General features: G+C 65.2%; 16 protein-coding genes and 1 tRNA gene. 8 read left to right on the top strand and 9 right to left on the bottom strand.

Annotated elements, in window-relative coordinates:
• Positions 1-122 precede the first annotated feature (122 nt).
• From Q8M85_RS01275 to lpxK, 3 genes are read left to right on the top strand one after another with little or no spacing between them, the layout of a single operon-like run.
• A complete protein-coding gene (locus Q8M85_RS01275) occupies positions 123-368 on the top strand; it encodes a DUF4170 domain-containing protein (RefSeq protein WP_305539273.1) in 246 nt (81 codons plus the stop codon).
• A gap of 4 nt (positions 369-372) precedes the next feature.
• A complete protein-coding gene (locus Q8M85_RS01270; RefSeq protein ID WP_305539272.1) occupies positions 373-1,566 on the top strand; it encodes a 3-deoxy-D-manno-octulosonic acid transferase in 1,194 nt (397 codons plus the stop codon).
• A complete protein-coding gene (gene lpxK / locus Q8M85_RS01265) occupies positions 1,566-2,555 on the top strand; it encodes a tetraacyldisaccharide 4'-kinase (protein WP_305539271.1) in 990 nt (329 codons plus the stop codon). The genes Q8M85_RS01270 and lpxK overlap by 1 nt, the downstream gene beginning before the upstream one ends.
• Positions 2,556-2,608: 53 nt before the next feature.
• Here the strand turns inward: lpxK and Q8M85_RS01260 are convergent, their stop codons facing one another.
• Genes Q8M85_RS01260 through Q8M85_RS01250 form a run of 3 tightly spaced genes read right to left on the bottom strand, consistent with a single transcriptional unit; the run spans position 2,609 to position 4,925 of the window.
• Positions 2,609-3,742 (bottom strand): CaiB/BaiF CoA-transferase family protein, encoded by a 1,134-nt coding sequence (locus Q8M85_RS01260; protein WP_305539270.1) that lies wholly within the window; start codon positions 3,740-3,742, stop codon positions 2,609-2,611.
• Positions 3,743-4,348, bottom strand: a complete 606-nt coding sequence (locus Q8M85_RS01255; RefSeq protein WP_371135179.1) for a DsbA family protein — start codon at positions 4,346-4,348, stop codon at positions 3,743-3,745.
• Between the two features lie 52 nt (positions 4,349-4,400).
• On the bottom strand, positions 4,401-4,925 hold the full coding sequence (locus tag Q8M85_RS01250; RefSeq protein ID WP_305539269.1) for a DUF721 domain-containing protein: 525 nt from the start codon (positions 4,923-4,925) through the stop codon (positions 4,401-4,403).
• A gap of 525 nt (positions 4,926-5,450) precedes the next feature.
• Here Q8M85_RS01250 and Q8M85_RS01245 point away from each other — a divergent pair.
• The 3 genes from Q8M85_RS01245 to Q8M85_RS01235 all read left to right on the top strand — a co-directional run bounded on the left by Q8M85_RS01245 (position 5,451) and on the right by Q8M85_RS01235 (position 8,384).
• Complete coding sequence (locus Q8M85_RS01245; protein WP_305539268.1) at positions 5,451-6,527, top strand: A/G-specific adenine glycosylase; 1,077 nt, start codon at positions 5,451-5,453, stop codon at positions 6,525-6,527.
• A gap of 85 nt (positions 6,528-6,612) precedes the next feature.
• Complete coding sequence (locus tag Q8M85_RS01240) at positions 6,613-7,722, top strand: alkane 1-monooxygenase (protein WP_305539266.1); 1,110 nt, start codon at positions 6,613-6,615, stop codon at positions 7,720-7,722.
• A gap of 50 nt (positions 7,723-7,772) precedes the next feature.
• Positions 7,773-8,384 carry a glutathione S-transferase family protein gene (locus Q8M85_RS01235; protein ID WP_305539264.1) on the top strand — a complete coding sequence of 204 codons (612 nt, stop codon included), beginning with the start codon at positions 7,773-7,775 and terminating at the stop codon, positions 8,382-8,384.
• Between the two features lie 81 nt (positions 8,385-8,465).
• On the opposite strand, the gene Q8M85_RS01230 is transcribed toward Q8M85_RS01235, so the two are convergent.
• From Q8M85_RS01230 to Q8M85_RS01210, 5 genes are all read right to left on the bottom strand, one after another.
• Positions 8,466-10,010: an acetolactate synthase large subunit gene (locus Q8M85_RS01230; protein ID WP_305539262.1), complete on the bottom strand. Its 1,545-nt coding sequence runs from the start codon at positions 10,008-10,010 to the stop codon at positions 8,466-8,468.
• Positions 10,007-10,657, bottom strand: coding sequence for a DUF2062 domain-containing protein (locus Q8M85_RS01225; RefSeq protein WP_305539260.1), 651 nt, complete (start codon positions 10,655-10,657; stop codon positions 10,007-10,009). The genes Q8M85_RS01230 and Q8M85_RS01225 overlap by 4 nt, the downstream gene beginning before the upstream one ends.
• Positions 10,658-10,808: 151 nt before the next feature.
• Complete coding sequence (locus tag Q8M85_RS01220) at positions 10,809-11,930, bottom strand: site-specific DNA-methyltransferase (RefSeq protein WP_305539258.1); 1,122 nt, start codon at positions 11,928-11,930, stop codon at positions 10,809-10,811.
• Between the two features lie 88 nt (positions 11,931-12,018).
• Complete coding sequence (locus tag Q8M85_RS01215; RefSeq protein ID WP_305539256.1) at positions 12,019-12,651, bottom strand: ribonuclease HII; 633 nt, start codon at positions 12,649-12,651, stop codon at positions 12,019-12,021.
• Between the two features lie 143 nt (positions 12,652-12,794).
• Entirely contained in the window at positions 12,795-13,289 is a 495-nt protein-coding gene (locus tag Q8M85_RS01210) for a hypothetical protein (RefSeq protein WP_305539254.1), read from the bottom strand.
• A 247-nt stretch (positions 13,290-13,536) separates the two neighbouring features.
• On the opposite strand from Q8M85_RS01210, the gene Q8M85_RS01205 reads away from it, so the two are divergent.
• Together Q8M85_RS01205 and Q8M85_RS01200 are read left to right on the top strand one after the other, a co-directional pair.
• Positions 13,537-13,821, top strand: coding sequence for a hypothetical protein (locus Q8M85_RS01205; protein WP_295078446.1), 285 nt, complete (start codon positions 13,537-13,539; stop codon positions 13,819-13,821).
• Positions 13,793-14,497: a hypothetical protein gene (locus Q8M85_RS01200; RefSeq protein WP_305539251.1), complete on the top strand. Its 705-nt coding sequence runs from the start codon at positions 13,793-13,795 to the stop codon at positions 14,495-14,497. The genes Q8M85_RS01205 and Q8M85_RS01200 overlap by 29 nt, the downstream gene beginning before the upstream one ends.
• A 43-nt stretch (positions 14,498-14,540) precedes the next feature.
• Here the strand turns inward: Q8M85_RS01200 and Q8M85_RS01195 are convergent.
• Positions 14,541-14,616 (bottom strand) — tRNA-Lys (locus Q8M85_RS01195).
• Positions 14,617-14,672 lie beyond the last annotated feature (56 nt).

The following is a 14,672-nucleotide window of genomic DNA, read 5'->3' as shown; positions in this document are numbered from 1 at the left end:
GGCATAATGTTGCCCTTCAGGCCTTGCAACGCAAGACCCCAGTCCGCGAAACGGCCCGCATCTTCCCCCTGACAGGCGAAGCGGATAGGGTCGCGCGCGATCCCATCATACGGAGCCGACCAATGACCCAGCGCCTGCATCTCGTCTTCGGTGGCGAGCTGGTGGACCCCCAGACCAACGTCTTCCGCGATGTGGGCAAGATCCACATCGTCGGGATGTTCCCGAACTATGAGGCCGCCTTTTCCGCCTGGAAGGCCGAGGCGCAGCGCACCGTGGACGACGCCCACATGCGTTACTTCATCGCGCATATCCACCGGTTGCGCGACGAGGCGAAGCCCGGCTCGGCGACCGAGGAGCTGGGCGACTGAACCGATGTCATCCTCGTTGGGACTGACGCTTTACAACCTTGGCCAGCGGCGCGAGCAGGCCGAGAGGCAGGTCCGTCCACCGCGTCCTGCGGGGCGGTTGGTCTGGCTGCATGCGCCGGATGATGGGTCGATCGGCCCGATGCAGGCGCTTGCGCGGAGGTTGGTCGAGGAGGACGGCGTTCCGGTTCTGCTGACTGTTCACCGCGATGTTCCGGTACATTCCGGCGTTGTGGTCCAGCCGCCGCCGCCCGACAATCCGACCGAAGCACGGTCCTTCCTTGATCACTGGCGGCCCGAGATTGCGCTGTTTGCAGGCGGCCAGTTGCGTCCGGCAGTGATGTATGAAGCCTCCGAGCGCAAGATCCCGATGCTGGTGGTGAACGGCCGCGCCCCGGTCTTCCTGCGCGAACGCGACGGCTGGTATCCTGGCCTGATGCGCTCGGCGCTGGCGCGGTTCCGGCTGATCATGGCGGTCGACGAGGCGGCGGCGCGGGCGTTCCGCAAAGGTGGTGCCGTGCTCTCGGCGGTGGCCGTCACCGGCCGGATGGAAGAGGACAGCGTCGCCCTGCCAGCGCCAGAGTCCGAACGATCTGCCTTGGCGAAGCTGCTTGCCGCCAGGCCGGTCTGGTTCGCCGCTGGCGTGATCGAGGCCGAAGAGGCGGCGGTCCTGCAGGCGCATCGCATGGCGCTGCAACATTCGCACCGACTGCTGATGATCCTGATGCCCGAGGACCCGACCCGTGCCGCCCCTCTCAGCCAGCAGCTTGAGGCCGAAGGTTGTGTCGTCGCTCAACGCGCGCTGGAGGAGGAGCCCGAGGCCGACATCGAGGTCTTCATCGTTGATAATCCGACGGAATACGGTTTGTGGTATCGGCTTGCTCCAGTCTGCTTCCTGGGCGGCAGCCTGATGGGCAAGGGCCCGACCCGTGACCCGATGGAGGCCGCAGCCCTGGGTTCCGCCATCCTGCACGGGCCGCGCACGGGTCCGTCGGGACCGATCTTTGGCCGCCTTGGTGCGGCGCGGGCGACGCGGGCCGTGGCCTCGGCGACCGATCTTGGCGACGCCCTTGGCGATCTGCTTGCGCCTGACCGGGCCGCCCGACTGGCGCAGGCGGCCTGGGCTGTGGCAAGCGAGGGTGCCGAGGTGACCGAGACCATCCTGAAGCGTGTTCGCGCCATCATGGACGGGGACGAGTGATGCGCGCGCCCCGCTTCTGGTGGCGTGCGCCTGACCGTCCCGGGCTTCTGCCGCATATCCTTGCCCCGCTTGGCTGGCTTTACGCCGCAGCGACAGCCCGACGGTTGCGCCAGCCGGGTTATCGGCCAAAGGTCCCGGTGATCTGCGTCGGCAACCTGGCTGCCGGGGGTGCGGGCAAAACCCCCACCGTCATTGCCCTGATTGACCGTCTCTTGGCGCGTGGCCACAAGGTCCATGTCGTCAGCCGGGGCTATGGCGGTCGGCTGGAAGGCCCGCTCCGGGTCGACGAAACCCGCCACACTGCCGCAGAGGTCGGCGACGAGCCGCTGCTCCTGTCGGCCTTCGCCCCGGTCTGGGTTGCCCGCAACCGCGCCGCAGGGGTGCGCGCCGCCGAAGCGGCCGGTGCCCAGGTGATCCTGATGGACGACGGGTTTCAGAACCCGTCTGTCAAACCGTCTGTCTCGCTTGTCGTGGTTGATGCCGCGAAGGGTTTCGGCAATGCGCGTTGCATCCCCGCCGGTCCCCTGCGCGAGCCCGTGGCTACAGGCCTGTCCCGCGCTGACCTGGTGCTGACCATCGGCGATGCATCCGCTCAGGCGATGTTCGACGCGACCTGGGGCCGGGTGATACCCGTTCCTCGTCTGACCGGAGCGCTGCTGCCGCTGAAGATGGGCATGGAATGGAAAGGTGAGCGCATGCTCGCATTTGCAGGCATCGCCGACCCCTCCCGCTTCTTCGCCACTCTGCGGGCAGAGGGCGCCGAACTGGTCCGAGGTGAGGCCTTGTCGGACCACGAGATGCTGTCCGAAACCCTTCTGCGCCGTCTGGAGGCCGAGTCTGCTGCCGCGGGGGCGCAGCTGGTCACCACGGAAAAGGACGCCGCCCGCCTGCCCGCGCATTGGCGACCGAAGGTGTTGACGCTTGTGGTCCGCCTGAAGATCGACGATTGGTCCGCGCTGGACGCCCACCTCGACCGGATGGGTCTGTAGCCTGATTTCTTCAAGGAAATCGGCCCCGGAAGTCTTGAGAACCCCGGTGCGCGCTACTGATCCCGCAGCACCTCGTCCTGATGCTGACCCAGCCGTGGTGCAGGCCGGTCCAGCGCCAGTTCCGCGCCCGAGAAGGTCATCGGGCTGCGCACACCCTGCATCCCCTCGGGCGCAATCTGCATCCCTCGCGCGACGACCTGCGGGTCGGCAAAGACTTCGGCCAAGTTGTTGATCGGCCCGGCCGGAACCCCCGCAGCCTCGCAGGCGGCCAGCAGGTCGGCCTTGGCCCAGGTCCGTGTCGCCGCTGTCAGAAGTGCTGTCATCTCCACCCGGTTGGCGATCCGGTCGGCGTTGGTCAGGAACTTCGGGTCCGAGGCCATCGCCTCCAGCCCCAGAAGCTTGCAGAGCCGCTGGTACTGCCCGTCATTCCCGGTGGCCAGGATCAGCCAGCCATCCTTGCAGTCAAAGACGGCATAGGGCGCCAGGTTCGGATGCGCGTTGCCCATCAGACCCGGAGCCTTCCCCGATACCAGATAATTCATCGCCTGGTTCGCCATCACGCTGGTCGCCACGTCCAGCAAGGCCATGTCGATCTGCTGGCCCTCACCCGTCCGTCCACGCTGCACCAGAGCCGCCAGGATCGCGGTGGCGGCATAGACCCCGGTGAAGATATCTGTCACCGCAACGCCCACCTTCTGCGGCTGCCCGTCGGGCGCACCCGTCACCGACATCAACCCCGACATCCCCTGGATGATGAAGTCATACCCGGCCCGATGCGCATAAGGCCCGTCCTGGCCGAAGCCGGTGATGCTGCAATAGACCAGCCGGGGGTTCACCTTGCGCAGGCTTTCCCAGTCCAGACCGTATTTCGCCAGCCCGCCGACCTTGAAGTTCTCGATCACCACGTCCGCGTCCGCCACCAGCCGACGCACGATCTCTTGCCCTTCCGCGGTGCGGAAGTCGCAGACAATCGACCGCTTTCCCCGGTTTGCCGCATGGAAATAGGCGGCAGTCCTCTCGCCCTGGCTTTCGATGAACGGAGGTCCCCAGCGCCGGGTATCATCCCCTTCGGGTGCTTCGACCTTGATCACGTCCGCGCCAAGGTCGGCCAGTGTCTGCCCGGCCCAGGGCCCAGCCAGAATCCGCGCCAGTTCGATGACGCGGACCCCTTCCAGCGGCGCGGACATTTACTCCGCCAGCTCGGCGTCGATCAGAGCCTTCAGGTCCGCATAGGCCATGTTGCCATGCTTGGTCCCGTTGATGAACAGGGTCGGAGTCCCCTGAACCCCATCCGCCTCGAAGTTGGTCTGGAACTGCTTGATCAGCGCCTCGGCATTGGCGGTGTCGTTCAGGCAGGCGTCCATGGCTGCATCCTCAAGCCCCGCCGCACGGCCGATGGTCTTCAGCTTCTCGACCGCCTGCATCGGGTCCTCGGACGCGGCCCATTCCTGCTGCTGATCGAACAGCATGTCGTGGATGCCGAAGTATTTCATCTCGCCGCCACAGCGGGCTATCAGCGCGGCCCACAGGCCATAGCGGTCAAAATAGACCTCGCGCAGGGTGAAGTGCACCTTGCCGGTGTCGATGTAGTCTTTCTTGAGGTCCTTGAAGGTGGTTGCATGGAAGTTCGCACAATGCGGGCAGGTGAAGCTGGCATATTCAACCAGCTTTACCTTCGCGTCGGGCGAGCCAAGCGAGAAATCTCCGGTTGTCATCGTCGACGTGGCGGGCGTGGTTTCCTGCGCCAGTGCCGGGGTCATGGCCGCAGTGGCGGCGGCGGCAAGGGCAATCATGGCCCGGCGGTTCAGTTTCAACATGGGTCAGCGTCCTTTTGCATCCCGCAGATCACGGTCGGCGGCGAGTTAAGATGTTTTCCGCAAGCTGTTCAAGCGCAGCCCGCAATCCTTCGTCGGACACCTCGCCTGTCACCGCCTGCGCCTTGGCGCGGGTGACAGGGTCGGCGGCCTTTGCGACCTTCGGGGCCGGGGTGAACTCGGCTTGCCCCTCGGCAAATCCGGTGGCCGCCGTCTGCGTCAGGTGAATATGGCTGATCGCGGCATAGCCGTAGACCGCGTTCACCCGTTCCTTCAGCACCGGCAGCGCCATCTGCACCATCGGCGCTTCGGCCGCCTTGACCAGCAGCGTCAGCGTCGCCCCCATGCCGCCCTTGCCGTAACCGATCTTCACCGGCCGGGTCTTCCGCGCCATCTCCTCGCCCGCGACCTCGGCCCAATGCGTCAACAGTCGCGCCACCGCAAAGCCCCGCGATTCCCCCGCTGTGCGCACCGCGTCCTTCATCAGGCCGAAGGCGGGTTCGAACCCGCGCATCCGGTGGTCGGCACTGGGAGAGGAAAGCGGTTTGCGGCTCATTTCGCGCGGCAGGGCTCCTGTTGAGTGTATTCTACCGCAAGGGACCGCCCCCGCCAGTGCCAAGGCTGTAGTCGGGAATAAAGAATACGTTATGGAGAACGGGATTTCTCGAAACAATCGGGCCAGGGACACCCCGAACGGGATGGTCCCCAGCGTAGGGTGGGCGATATCGCCCACCTTACCCACCCACGTCCAAGGCCGGCGCGGTGCCCGCCAAGGCAAGTCGCCCGGACCACACCGCCTTTCCCCCAGGCCGGGCACCCTTTCCGAGGATGCAAATGCGCCGTCCTTGCAGCCCGGCGCGGTTCCGACACCGAATCGCCGCAGGTCTTCCGTCGTCTGGCAATGCGCTCACTTGTGGCGCCTGCCGTCAGCCCGTCCCGTCCCGTCTTGCGCGCGCCCGGCGCCAAGGCCCGCGGACCGGCGCCGGTATCGGGCAAGCCGGTCCGACGAGGTCACCTCTGTCCCGCACCGCCAGGCACTTCCCCTCTGGCAGCCCGCGCCTCAACCGCTATCTTGGCGTGGATGGACAGCGCCCCCGACTCTCTTTCCGCCCAGCTGCTTGCCTGGTACGACCGAAATGCCCGGGTGATGCCCTGGCGGGTCTCGCCCCAGGATCGGGCCTCGGGCATCCGACCCGACCCTTATCGCGTCTGGCTGTCCGAAGTGATGCTGCAGCAGACCACCGTTGCCGCCGTGCGGGACTACTTTCACCGATTTACCGCCCGCTGGCCCAGGGTCGCGGACCTCGCCGCCGCACAGGACGCGGACGTTATGGGCGAATGGGCGGGTCTTGGCTACTACGCCCGCGCGCGGAATCTGCTGAAGTGCGCCCGCGTCATCGTCGCCGACCACGGCGGCAGGTTCCCGGCAACGCGCGAGGGCCTTCTGGCCCTGCCCGGCATCGGCCCCTACACCGCATCTGCAATCGCCGCCATTGCCCATGACGAGCCCGCAACCGTCGTCGATGGCAACGTCGAGCGCGTCATCTCGCGCTTGCACCTGGTCGAGACGCCGCTGCCCGCCGCCAAGTCGGAACTCACCCGCCTGGCCTCACGCCTCACGCCCAGGGCGCGTCCGGGAGACTACGCCCAGGCCATCATGGATCTCGGCGCCACGATCTGCACTCCGCGCTCTCCCGCCTGCGGCATCTGCCCCTGGTCACATGCCTGCCGGGCCCGTGCCGAAGGCGTCCAGGCCGATCTTCCCCGCAAGGTGCCCAAGCCCGACAAACCCACTCGCCGCGGCACGCTTTGGCTTGGCCATCGGGACGGGGCCATCCTTCTGGAACGTCGCCCCGACGCGGGCCTATTGGGCGGCATGCTTGGTATCCCCGGCGACGGCTGGGACGGGCAGGGCGGCGGCGCCCCGGCCGAGGCCCGATGGCAAGAGATCGGCGAGGTCCGCCATACCTTCACCCATTTCCACCTGATCCTCACCGTCCACACCGGCCACCTTGACGGCCCACCCAGCCGAGGAGACCTTGTTCCCCGCCACAGTTTCCGCCCTGCCGACCTTCCCACCGTCATGCGCAAGGCCTGGGACCTTGCCCGCCACGGCCTCGAACAGCCCAGCTTGCCCCGGGGCTTGGGGACTGCCTAAAATCGTCGGCGAGAAAGCTTTGACACGAAGCCAAACGCGAAGCACTGAGGACCCGATCCCCTTGACCAGTCAGAGCCGTTCCTCCGTGACGCCACTTCCAAAAGCCTTTCCGTTCTGGCTGTCATTCGCCCTGCCGCCGCTGGCCCTGGTCGGCATCGCCTGGGGCGGCTGGACCATCGCGCTTCTGCCGCTGTCAACCTGGTGGCTCTTCACGATCCTTGATGCGATCACTGGCCACAATACCGCCAACCCCGACCCTCAGACGCCTGACGATGCCCTGACGGCCTACCGCCTTGTCACACTCGCCTGGCCGCCGGTGCAGTTCGCCCTTCTTGTCGTGATGCTCTGGTACGTTCCGCAGGCCCCGCACCTGGACACCGGCGAACGCATCGCCCTTTTCTTCGGAATGGGCGTCGTTTCGGGCACCATCGGCATCAACTACAGCCACGAGCTGATGCACCAGAAGTCGCGACTGGAACGCTGGCTGGCCGACCTTCTCCTCGCCTCGGTCCTTTACTCGCACTTCCGCTCCGAACACCTGCGGGTCCACCATATCCACGTCGGGACCCCACGCGATCCGGTCACCGCCCGCTACAACGAAGGCTTCCACCGCTTCTTCCCCCGCGTCCTGGTCCAATGCCCGCCCTCCGCCTGGCGCGCCGAGGCCGCGATGCTGGCCCGCAAAGGCCTGCCCTGGTGGCACAGGACAAACCCCTTCTGGCGCTACGCCGCGCTGCAACTGGGCTTCGTGGCCCTTGCCCTGACGCTGGGCGGCTGGTTCGGCCTTGGTCTTTTCCTGATCCAGGCCACCACCGCGATCTGGCAGCTGGAGCTGGTGAACTACATCGAACACTACGGCCTGACCCGCCGCCACCTTGGGGGCGGCAAATACGAACATGTCCTGCCACGCCACAGCTGGAACGCCGACCAGCGCGCGTCGAACTGGCTCTTGATCAACCTACAGCGCCATTCGGACCATCATTACAAGCCCGACCGCCGCTTCCCGGTGCTGCAGACCTATTCCAGCGACCAGGCCCCGCAGCTTCCCTTCGGCTATCCGCTGATGACGATGGCGGCGATGGTTCCGCCCCTGTGGAAGCGCATCATGAACCGCCGGGTCAAGGTGTGGCGTCGGAAGCATTACCCCGACATCAAGGACTGGCACGCCTACAACAAGGCGCTGAACCCAGTCTAGAATTGACAAACATACCATTTGGTATGTAATGGCCTCAAAAGGAGGCCGTCATGAGACTTTACTACTCGCAGAACCTGAACCCTCGGGTCGCCGTGGCTGCAGCGCGCTACCTGAAGGCGCCGGTCGACTATATCGCCGCCTCGCCGATGCACCCCGACCATCAGGATGCCTTTCGCAAGATCAACCCCAACACCCGCGTCCCCGTCCTGACCGCCGAAGGTCGCACATACTGGGAAGCCGACGCCATCGCCTGCAAATTGTCCGCCCTCGCGGGGGCGGACTTCTGGCGCACGGACAACAGCCAGCCCGAGATGATCATGTGGATCTCCTGGGCGACGCACCACCTCAACAGCGCCGGAGGGGTGTACTACTTCTGGAACCTGATCGCGCCGCAGTTCATGGATTTCCAGCCCGAGCAGTCTGTCTTTGACGAAGCGATGCGTGACTGGCGGCAGTTCATGGGCATCCTCGACACCCAGCTGCAGGGGCGGGAATGGCTGGTTGACGATCGCCTGTCCTACGCCGATTTCCGCGTCGCCACCTGCTTTCCGTTTGCAAAAGCCGCAGGCCTGCCGCTGGCCGACTTCCCACAGGTGCAAAGGCTTGCCGACCAGCTGAGCCAGCTTGACGCCTGGCGCGATCCCTTCGCTGGCTTGGCTTGAGGGATCGTCCGGGACCAAGTTTCTTAAGTAAGAAATTTGCCAGAATTCTTGCTCGTGAATTTTGCCGCCAAGCGCAGCCGTTCAGCACAGAACCTCAATCAGTCTCGGCCCTCGTTGTCCCATCGCCTCACGGAAGGCCGCGTTGAAGCCGACCATGTCGCTGACCCGCACCGCCTGCACCCCATGCCCTTTCGCCAGCGCGACCCAATCCAGCTGCGGTCCCTCGACATCGAACATCCGCTGCGCGTTGCGGCCGACCTCGTTCACCCCCATCGCCGCCAGCTCCTCGCGCAGGATCTGGTAGCCGCGGTTGGCGAAGATCACTGTGGTCACGTCCAGGCCTTCCCGCGCCATCGTCCACAGGGATTGCAGCGTGTACATGCCGGACCCGTCACCTTCCAGCACCACGACCTTGCGGTCCGGGCAGGCCACCGCTGCACCCACGGCGTTGGGCAGGCCAAAGCCGATCGAGCCGCCGGTGATGGTCAGCACATCATGCGCCGGACCGCGTTTCAGCGCCGGGGCAAGGTGGGCCGAGGCGGTAATCCCCTCGTCCACGATCACGGTGTCCGGGGGCATCAGCGCCGCGATGGACTCGCCCACCTTGGCCATCGTCAGCGGACCCTCCGCCAGAGCCGGACGATCCTCCGGCACGAAATCATCGGGCGTGAGGTCCACCTCGCCCAACTCGTCGGCCAACGCCTGCAAGGTCGAGGCGATGTCCATCTCGCGGCTGCACAGCTCGATCAGCCTGGTGTCTGGATCGTCGGGGGTCGAGGGCAGGCCCGGATAGGCGAAGAAGCCCGCTGGACGCGCCGTCCCGCACAGGACCAGCGCGGGCGCACCGGCCAGAAGTTTCAGGTTGTCCTCGATCCGGTAAGCCATCCGTTCAATCTTTACCGCGCCAGTCCCGCGCCGGAAGCGGCTGACGAAGAAGGGCTGCATCAGCCGGGCGCCGCAGGCCTTGGTCAGCCGCCGGGCCAGCAGACCCAGGTCCGAGTACAGCGCCGGCCCGTCGACCATCAGGATCGCCCCAGGCTGACGCAAGGCACGCGCTGCGGCGGTGATCTCTTTGGCCGACGGACGCCGCAATGCCGGGGCACGGGCGGCAACGGCAACACTCGACGCCTCCTCCCAGGCTGAATTCGCCGGGAGGATCAGGGTCGCGATCTGCCCACCCTTCGCACGCGCCGCCTGCACCGCCTCGGCCGCATCGCTTGCGACTTGCCCCGAAGAAGGGCAGACCCGGGTCCAGTGCGATACCGCCTGAGCCACGCCCACCGTGTCACCTTTCAGCGGGGCCTCGAACCGCAGGTGGTAATCGGCATGGTCGCCCATGATGTTCAGGACCCCGCTTTGCGCTTTCCGCGCGTTGTGCAGGTTGGCGAAGGCATTCCCGAACCCCGGCGCCAGATGCAGCAGCGTGGCCGCAACCTCTCCCGTCATCCGGTAGTATCCATCTGCCGCGCCGGAAACGCCGCCCTCGAACAGGCACAGGATGCAGCGCATCTCGGGGTGCTGGTCCAGTGCTGCGACGAAATGCATCTCGGAGGTGCCGGGATTGGCAAAGCAGACCCGAACCCCCGAAGCCAGAAGTGTCTGCACCAGGCTTTCCGCACCAGTCATTTCGATTCCCCTTCGTCCCTGTGCAAGGCTTTCGCAGCCTGCTTGCGCAACCGAGCTTCGCGTCGTGCGGCCCGCAGCTTGTGATAGCCGTTCAGGGCGGGCAGGCTAAGCCAGTACGACACCAGGGCTGCCAGGAGTCCGGGCCCCAGGCCGCCAACGAAGTAGGGCAGGAACACGCCACGGAAAAATCGCTCCAGCCGGTCCCAGCGCATTTCCTCGGCGCCGAAGATGGCGCGGATGTTGCGGAAGAGCTCGTCCCCAGCCTGACCGAAGGCCGTCATGATCTGCGACATCGGCACGCCATAGGCTTTCGTGTCCAGGATCATGTGGCCCAGGTCGATTGACAGGACCGCTATGAAGGGAAAGGTCAGCGGATTGCCAGCCGCGGTCCCGATCAGCGCGGCGATGACATTGCCTCGGGCGACCCAGGCCAGAAAGACCGCCAGGAAGAAATGCAGCCCGAACAGCGGCGTGAACGAGGCAAAGACGCCGCAGGCTATTCCGCGCGCGATGCGATGCGGTTCGTCAGGCAGGCGGCTGGCGCGGTGGCGCAGATAGCGAAACGCACGACCCCATCCCCCGGGAGGAAGTACGAGGACACGAAGTCTCTGCAGCAGGTTCAGCGGTGTGCGGCGACGAAAGACCATCCGTTCTCCATTCCCTTATGGGACGGGGATAGGAAACATGGGGGCCGGGATCAACCAACTCTACGACCTCAGTGGAAAAAACCCCGCCGAGACATCTCGGCGGGGTGAAGGTGTCCCCCAGGCGGTCCAGGGGACAGGCGTGTTCCGAAATTCAGTGCGTGCGCGACCCGTCGGCTTCCATCTCGGCCCGGATCTGCTGCCGCAGGATGTCGATGGGGACCATCTTGCCGTCCCGCTTGAAGTGCCAGTAGGTCCACCCGTTGCAGGACGGCGCCCCCTCCAGCGCGGCCCCGACCTGGTGGATCGAACCCTTGACGTCGTTTCCGATCAGCGTCCCGTCAGCCCGGACCTTGACCTTGAAGCGGTTGCCCAGGGAGAACAGCTCCTCCCCCGGCCGCAGCATCCCGCGTTCGACGACCTGCCCGAACGGCACCCGAGGCTCGGCCCGCTTTGACCCCGTCACCTCCAGCGCCGAGGCATCGAACCGCCGCACCCGCGCGATCCGGTCGGCGGCCGCTTTCCGGTACGCCGCCTCACGTTCGATCCCGATGAAATCGCGGCCCAGCATCTTGGCCACGGCCCCCGTCGTCCCGGTCCCGAAGAACGGGTCCAGCACTACGTCGCCCGGATTGGTCGTCGCCACGATGACCCGATGCAGCAGCGCCTCGGGTTTCTGGGTGGGATGGGCCTTGTCGCCGTTCTCGTCCTTCAGCCGCTCATGCCCGGTACAGAGCGGGATCACCCAGTCCGACCGCATCTGGATGCCGTCGTTGAGAGCCTTCAGCGCCTCGTAGTTGAAGGTATACTTTGCGGCCTCGTCCCGGCTGGCCCAGATCAGGGTCTCGTGGGCATTGGTCAGGCGCTTGCCCTTGAAGTTCGGCATCGGGTTCGACTTCCGCCACACCACGTCGTTCAGAAGCCAGAACCCCTGGTTCTGCAGCTCGGTCCCCAGCCGGAAGACGTTGTGATAGGACCCGATCACCCAGATCGCCCCGTTCGGCTTCAACAGCCGCTTGGCCGCCGCCAGCCAATCCTTCGTGAAGCTGTCATAGGTGGCAAAGCTGGCGAACTGGTCCCAGTGATCGTCCACCGCATCAACCTTGGAGTTGTCCGGCCGGTGCAGGTCCCCCCGCAGTTGCAAATTATAGGGCGGGTCGGCGAAGATCAGATCAACGCTGCCTGCCGGAAGCGAATTCATCACCTCCACACAGTCGCCGGAAAGGATCTGGTTCAGCGGAAGCACATGCTCCGCCGCGGTATTCCTGGTCGTCATTCTCTGCCTCTGCCCCCGGCATCTGTTGTGTGCCGTTGTTGCAGGAATCATGAGTCAGCGATGATTCGCCGTCAAATTCTTTTTTGAATCAAGTAGTTATAGAAATCGCTTGATACAATATGTTGTGGACTGGCTTGAACGACCGTCTATGCCAAGGGGTTACCCCTAGATTCTGCAAGGCATCGAGATGTGCCTTCGTCGGGTAGCCTGCGTTGGCTTCCCAGCCATAGCCGGGGTGCTGTTGCGCCAAATCCACCATGATCCGGTCGCGCGTCACCTTCGCCACGATCGACGCTGCGGCAATCGACAGGCACAATGCGTCGCCGCCGATGATCGCAGTTCCGCCGCAGCCCAGACCGCGCGGGATCATGTTGCCGTCGATCAGCGCGTGGTCGGCGCCCAAGCCCGCAACTGCCCGTTCCATCGCCAGGTGGCTGGCGCGCAGGATGTTCAGCGCGTCGATCTCTTCAACCGAGGCATGGGCGACCGAAACCTCTGCCGCTGCAAGGATCTCGATATACAGAGCCTCGCGTCGCTCTCGCGTGAGGACTTTGGAATCGCGCAGACCCGAAGGTATGTGGTCGGGGTCCAGCCGAACGGCGCAGGCAGTCACTGGACCGGCAAGGGGGCCGCGCCCGACCTCATCCACCCCGGCAACACGCAGGACGCCCCTGCCAAGGGCCAGCGTCTCGTGCGTGAAGTCGGGAATGATCGCGTCCATGCACCCGGAGTAGCGCGGATCGGATCACAGAAAAAGGGGGCGGGAGCTGCTCACCCTCCCACCCCCCAGACGGAAGCGGGGATTAGGGCGACCCCGCTTCGTTCAAGGCCGCCTCGGCGGCCCGTGTGTCAGCAGCCCCTGTGTCAGCGGCCCGAAACCCGGAACCCCGCATCGCGCAGGCATTGCGCCGAATAGACCCGGTCGCGCTCGCCATAGATCGTCGCGGTGTTCGCACAGCCGCGGGGCAGGCGGGGCTTGAAGCCCTCGGCCCGTAGGCAGCTTTCGGGATAAAGCGTCACCGACCGCTCGGCCCCGTCGATGGAAATCGCGCAGACCGCCGGCACCCGCTTGGACGAGACGGGCTTTGGTTCGGGCAGCGGGACCGGGACCGGGGCGACGGCCGGCTTGTCGTTGTCCTTCAGCTCATGCGCGATCGCGCCGACCACCAGCGCCGCGATCAACGCCTTGGCCAGATCGTTCTTGTTGTCGGCCTTCGCGGGGATTGTCGTCGCCAGCACTACGGCCAGGGCAGCGGCCCCGCCTGTCAGCATGGCAGCGAAACGGCGGGCGGACAGTGTGGTCTCGCTGATCCCCCGCGAGGCGATGCGGTGCGAACGGCTTCTGAACTCGACGGACATGGATGCCTCCTGATGCGATCTTCTTGGTCTTGAGAGGGTCGCGGCATTTGCAGTCGACCCGGTGACCAAGCCTCGCCACGGGGCTGCGGGGTAAGCAATAACGCGGGCCTGCTAGGGCATAGCGGTGTGGGAAAGCCGACTTGCTATCCGATAACAACCCGCCAAAATTCGACGTGATATTGTATATCAACGCAGTCATGCGCATTGTCTGCCAGCAATCGAGCAGCTCCTTCCGGGGACCACAAAAATGAAGACTTTCCTTACCTCAGCGGCACTTGCCCTGGTCCTGGCCGGACCAGTGGCGGCGGAATGCTATGCCGACTACAAGGCCAAGCGTGACGAACCGTTGAAGCTGATCTACGGTGTGGCGCAAGTGTCGGACGGCAACTGTTCGCCCGGGGCCGCTGAAGGCGAGTTGACGCCAAGGCTGGCCGCGGACGGGTGGACGCTTCTGACGGTTTTGTCCACATTCGGGCCCGAGGGCCTTGAGGAAAGGAAAGCGAGTGCCGGAGAACACTTCCTCCGTTACTGAAAGTCTGAAGGCCGGCAACCGTGTCGTTGCCTTCGGAATTGCCGCAATCGTCCTGATCCTGCTGGCCGCAGCGCTGTTCCTGTTCCTGAACCTGCCCGACGCGAACGCCTTCAACGCGCGCGTCGAGCGGCTGTTTGTCGAGAACGACGACCTGAACACCCTGGCCGAGATCAAGCTGCTGGAGATTCTGGCGCAGTCGGGGACGTCGTTCTCCGAGGTGCTGATCAGCTATCGCAGCGTGATCTTCGTACTGCTGCTCTTTTCCACCGCGCTTCTGGTCTCGTCCCTGGTCTTCCTGGTGATGATCATCGCGCTGAACCGCCGAATCTCGGCGATCCAGCGGTCGGGCATCCAGGTCGCCAGCCTGATGATCAGCCGCGAGTCGCGGGCGGTCTACATCAACGATCTGGAATTCGCCTTGACCGAGGCCGCGCTGGAGACGCTTTCAGTCCTGGCCGAAGCCCGGATGGACGACGAAGTCCTGACCGGCGCGCAGATCGAGGCGGTGATTTCCGGCCGGAACGAGGCCGACTGCGACGAGGCCGCCGGGGCGACCCGGGTCAAGCGGCTGCGGGACACCTTGGGCAACCAGCTGGTAAGCGAGCTTCTGGTCAAGACCATTGCCCGCCGGGGCTACATGCTGGCCGTGGGCAAGGACACCATCAAGATGATCTGAAACGCAAAAGGCCCTGATCTTGCGACCCGGGCCTTCTGTGTGGTGGTGAGCCGGACAGGATTCGAACCTGTGACCCGCTGATTAAAAGTCAGCTGCTCTACCAACTGAGCTACCGGCCCCACGAGGCGGCTGATTAGGGAAGCGCGCCCGCAGGGTCAAGGGTAAAAACGTGTGA

The sequence above is a fragment of the Tabrizicola sp. genome (assembly GCF_030694085.1).
Taxonomy (GTDB): domain Bacteria; phylum Pseudomonadota; class Alphaproteobacteria; order Rhodobacterales; family Rhodobacteraceae; genus Tabrizicola.
Note: the sequence above shows the minus strand (reverse complement) of the source record. Positions and strands in the feature narration are given on the sequence as shown.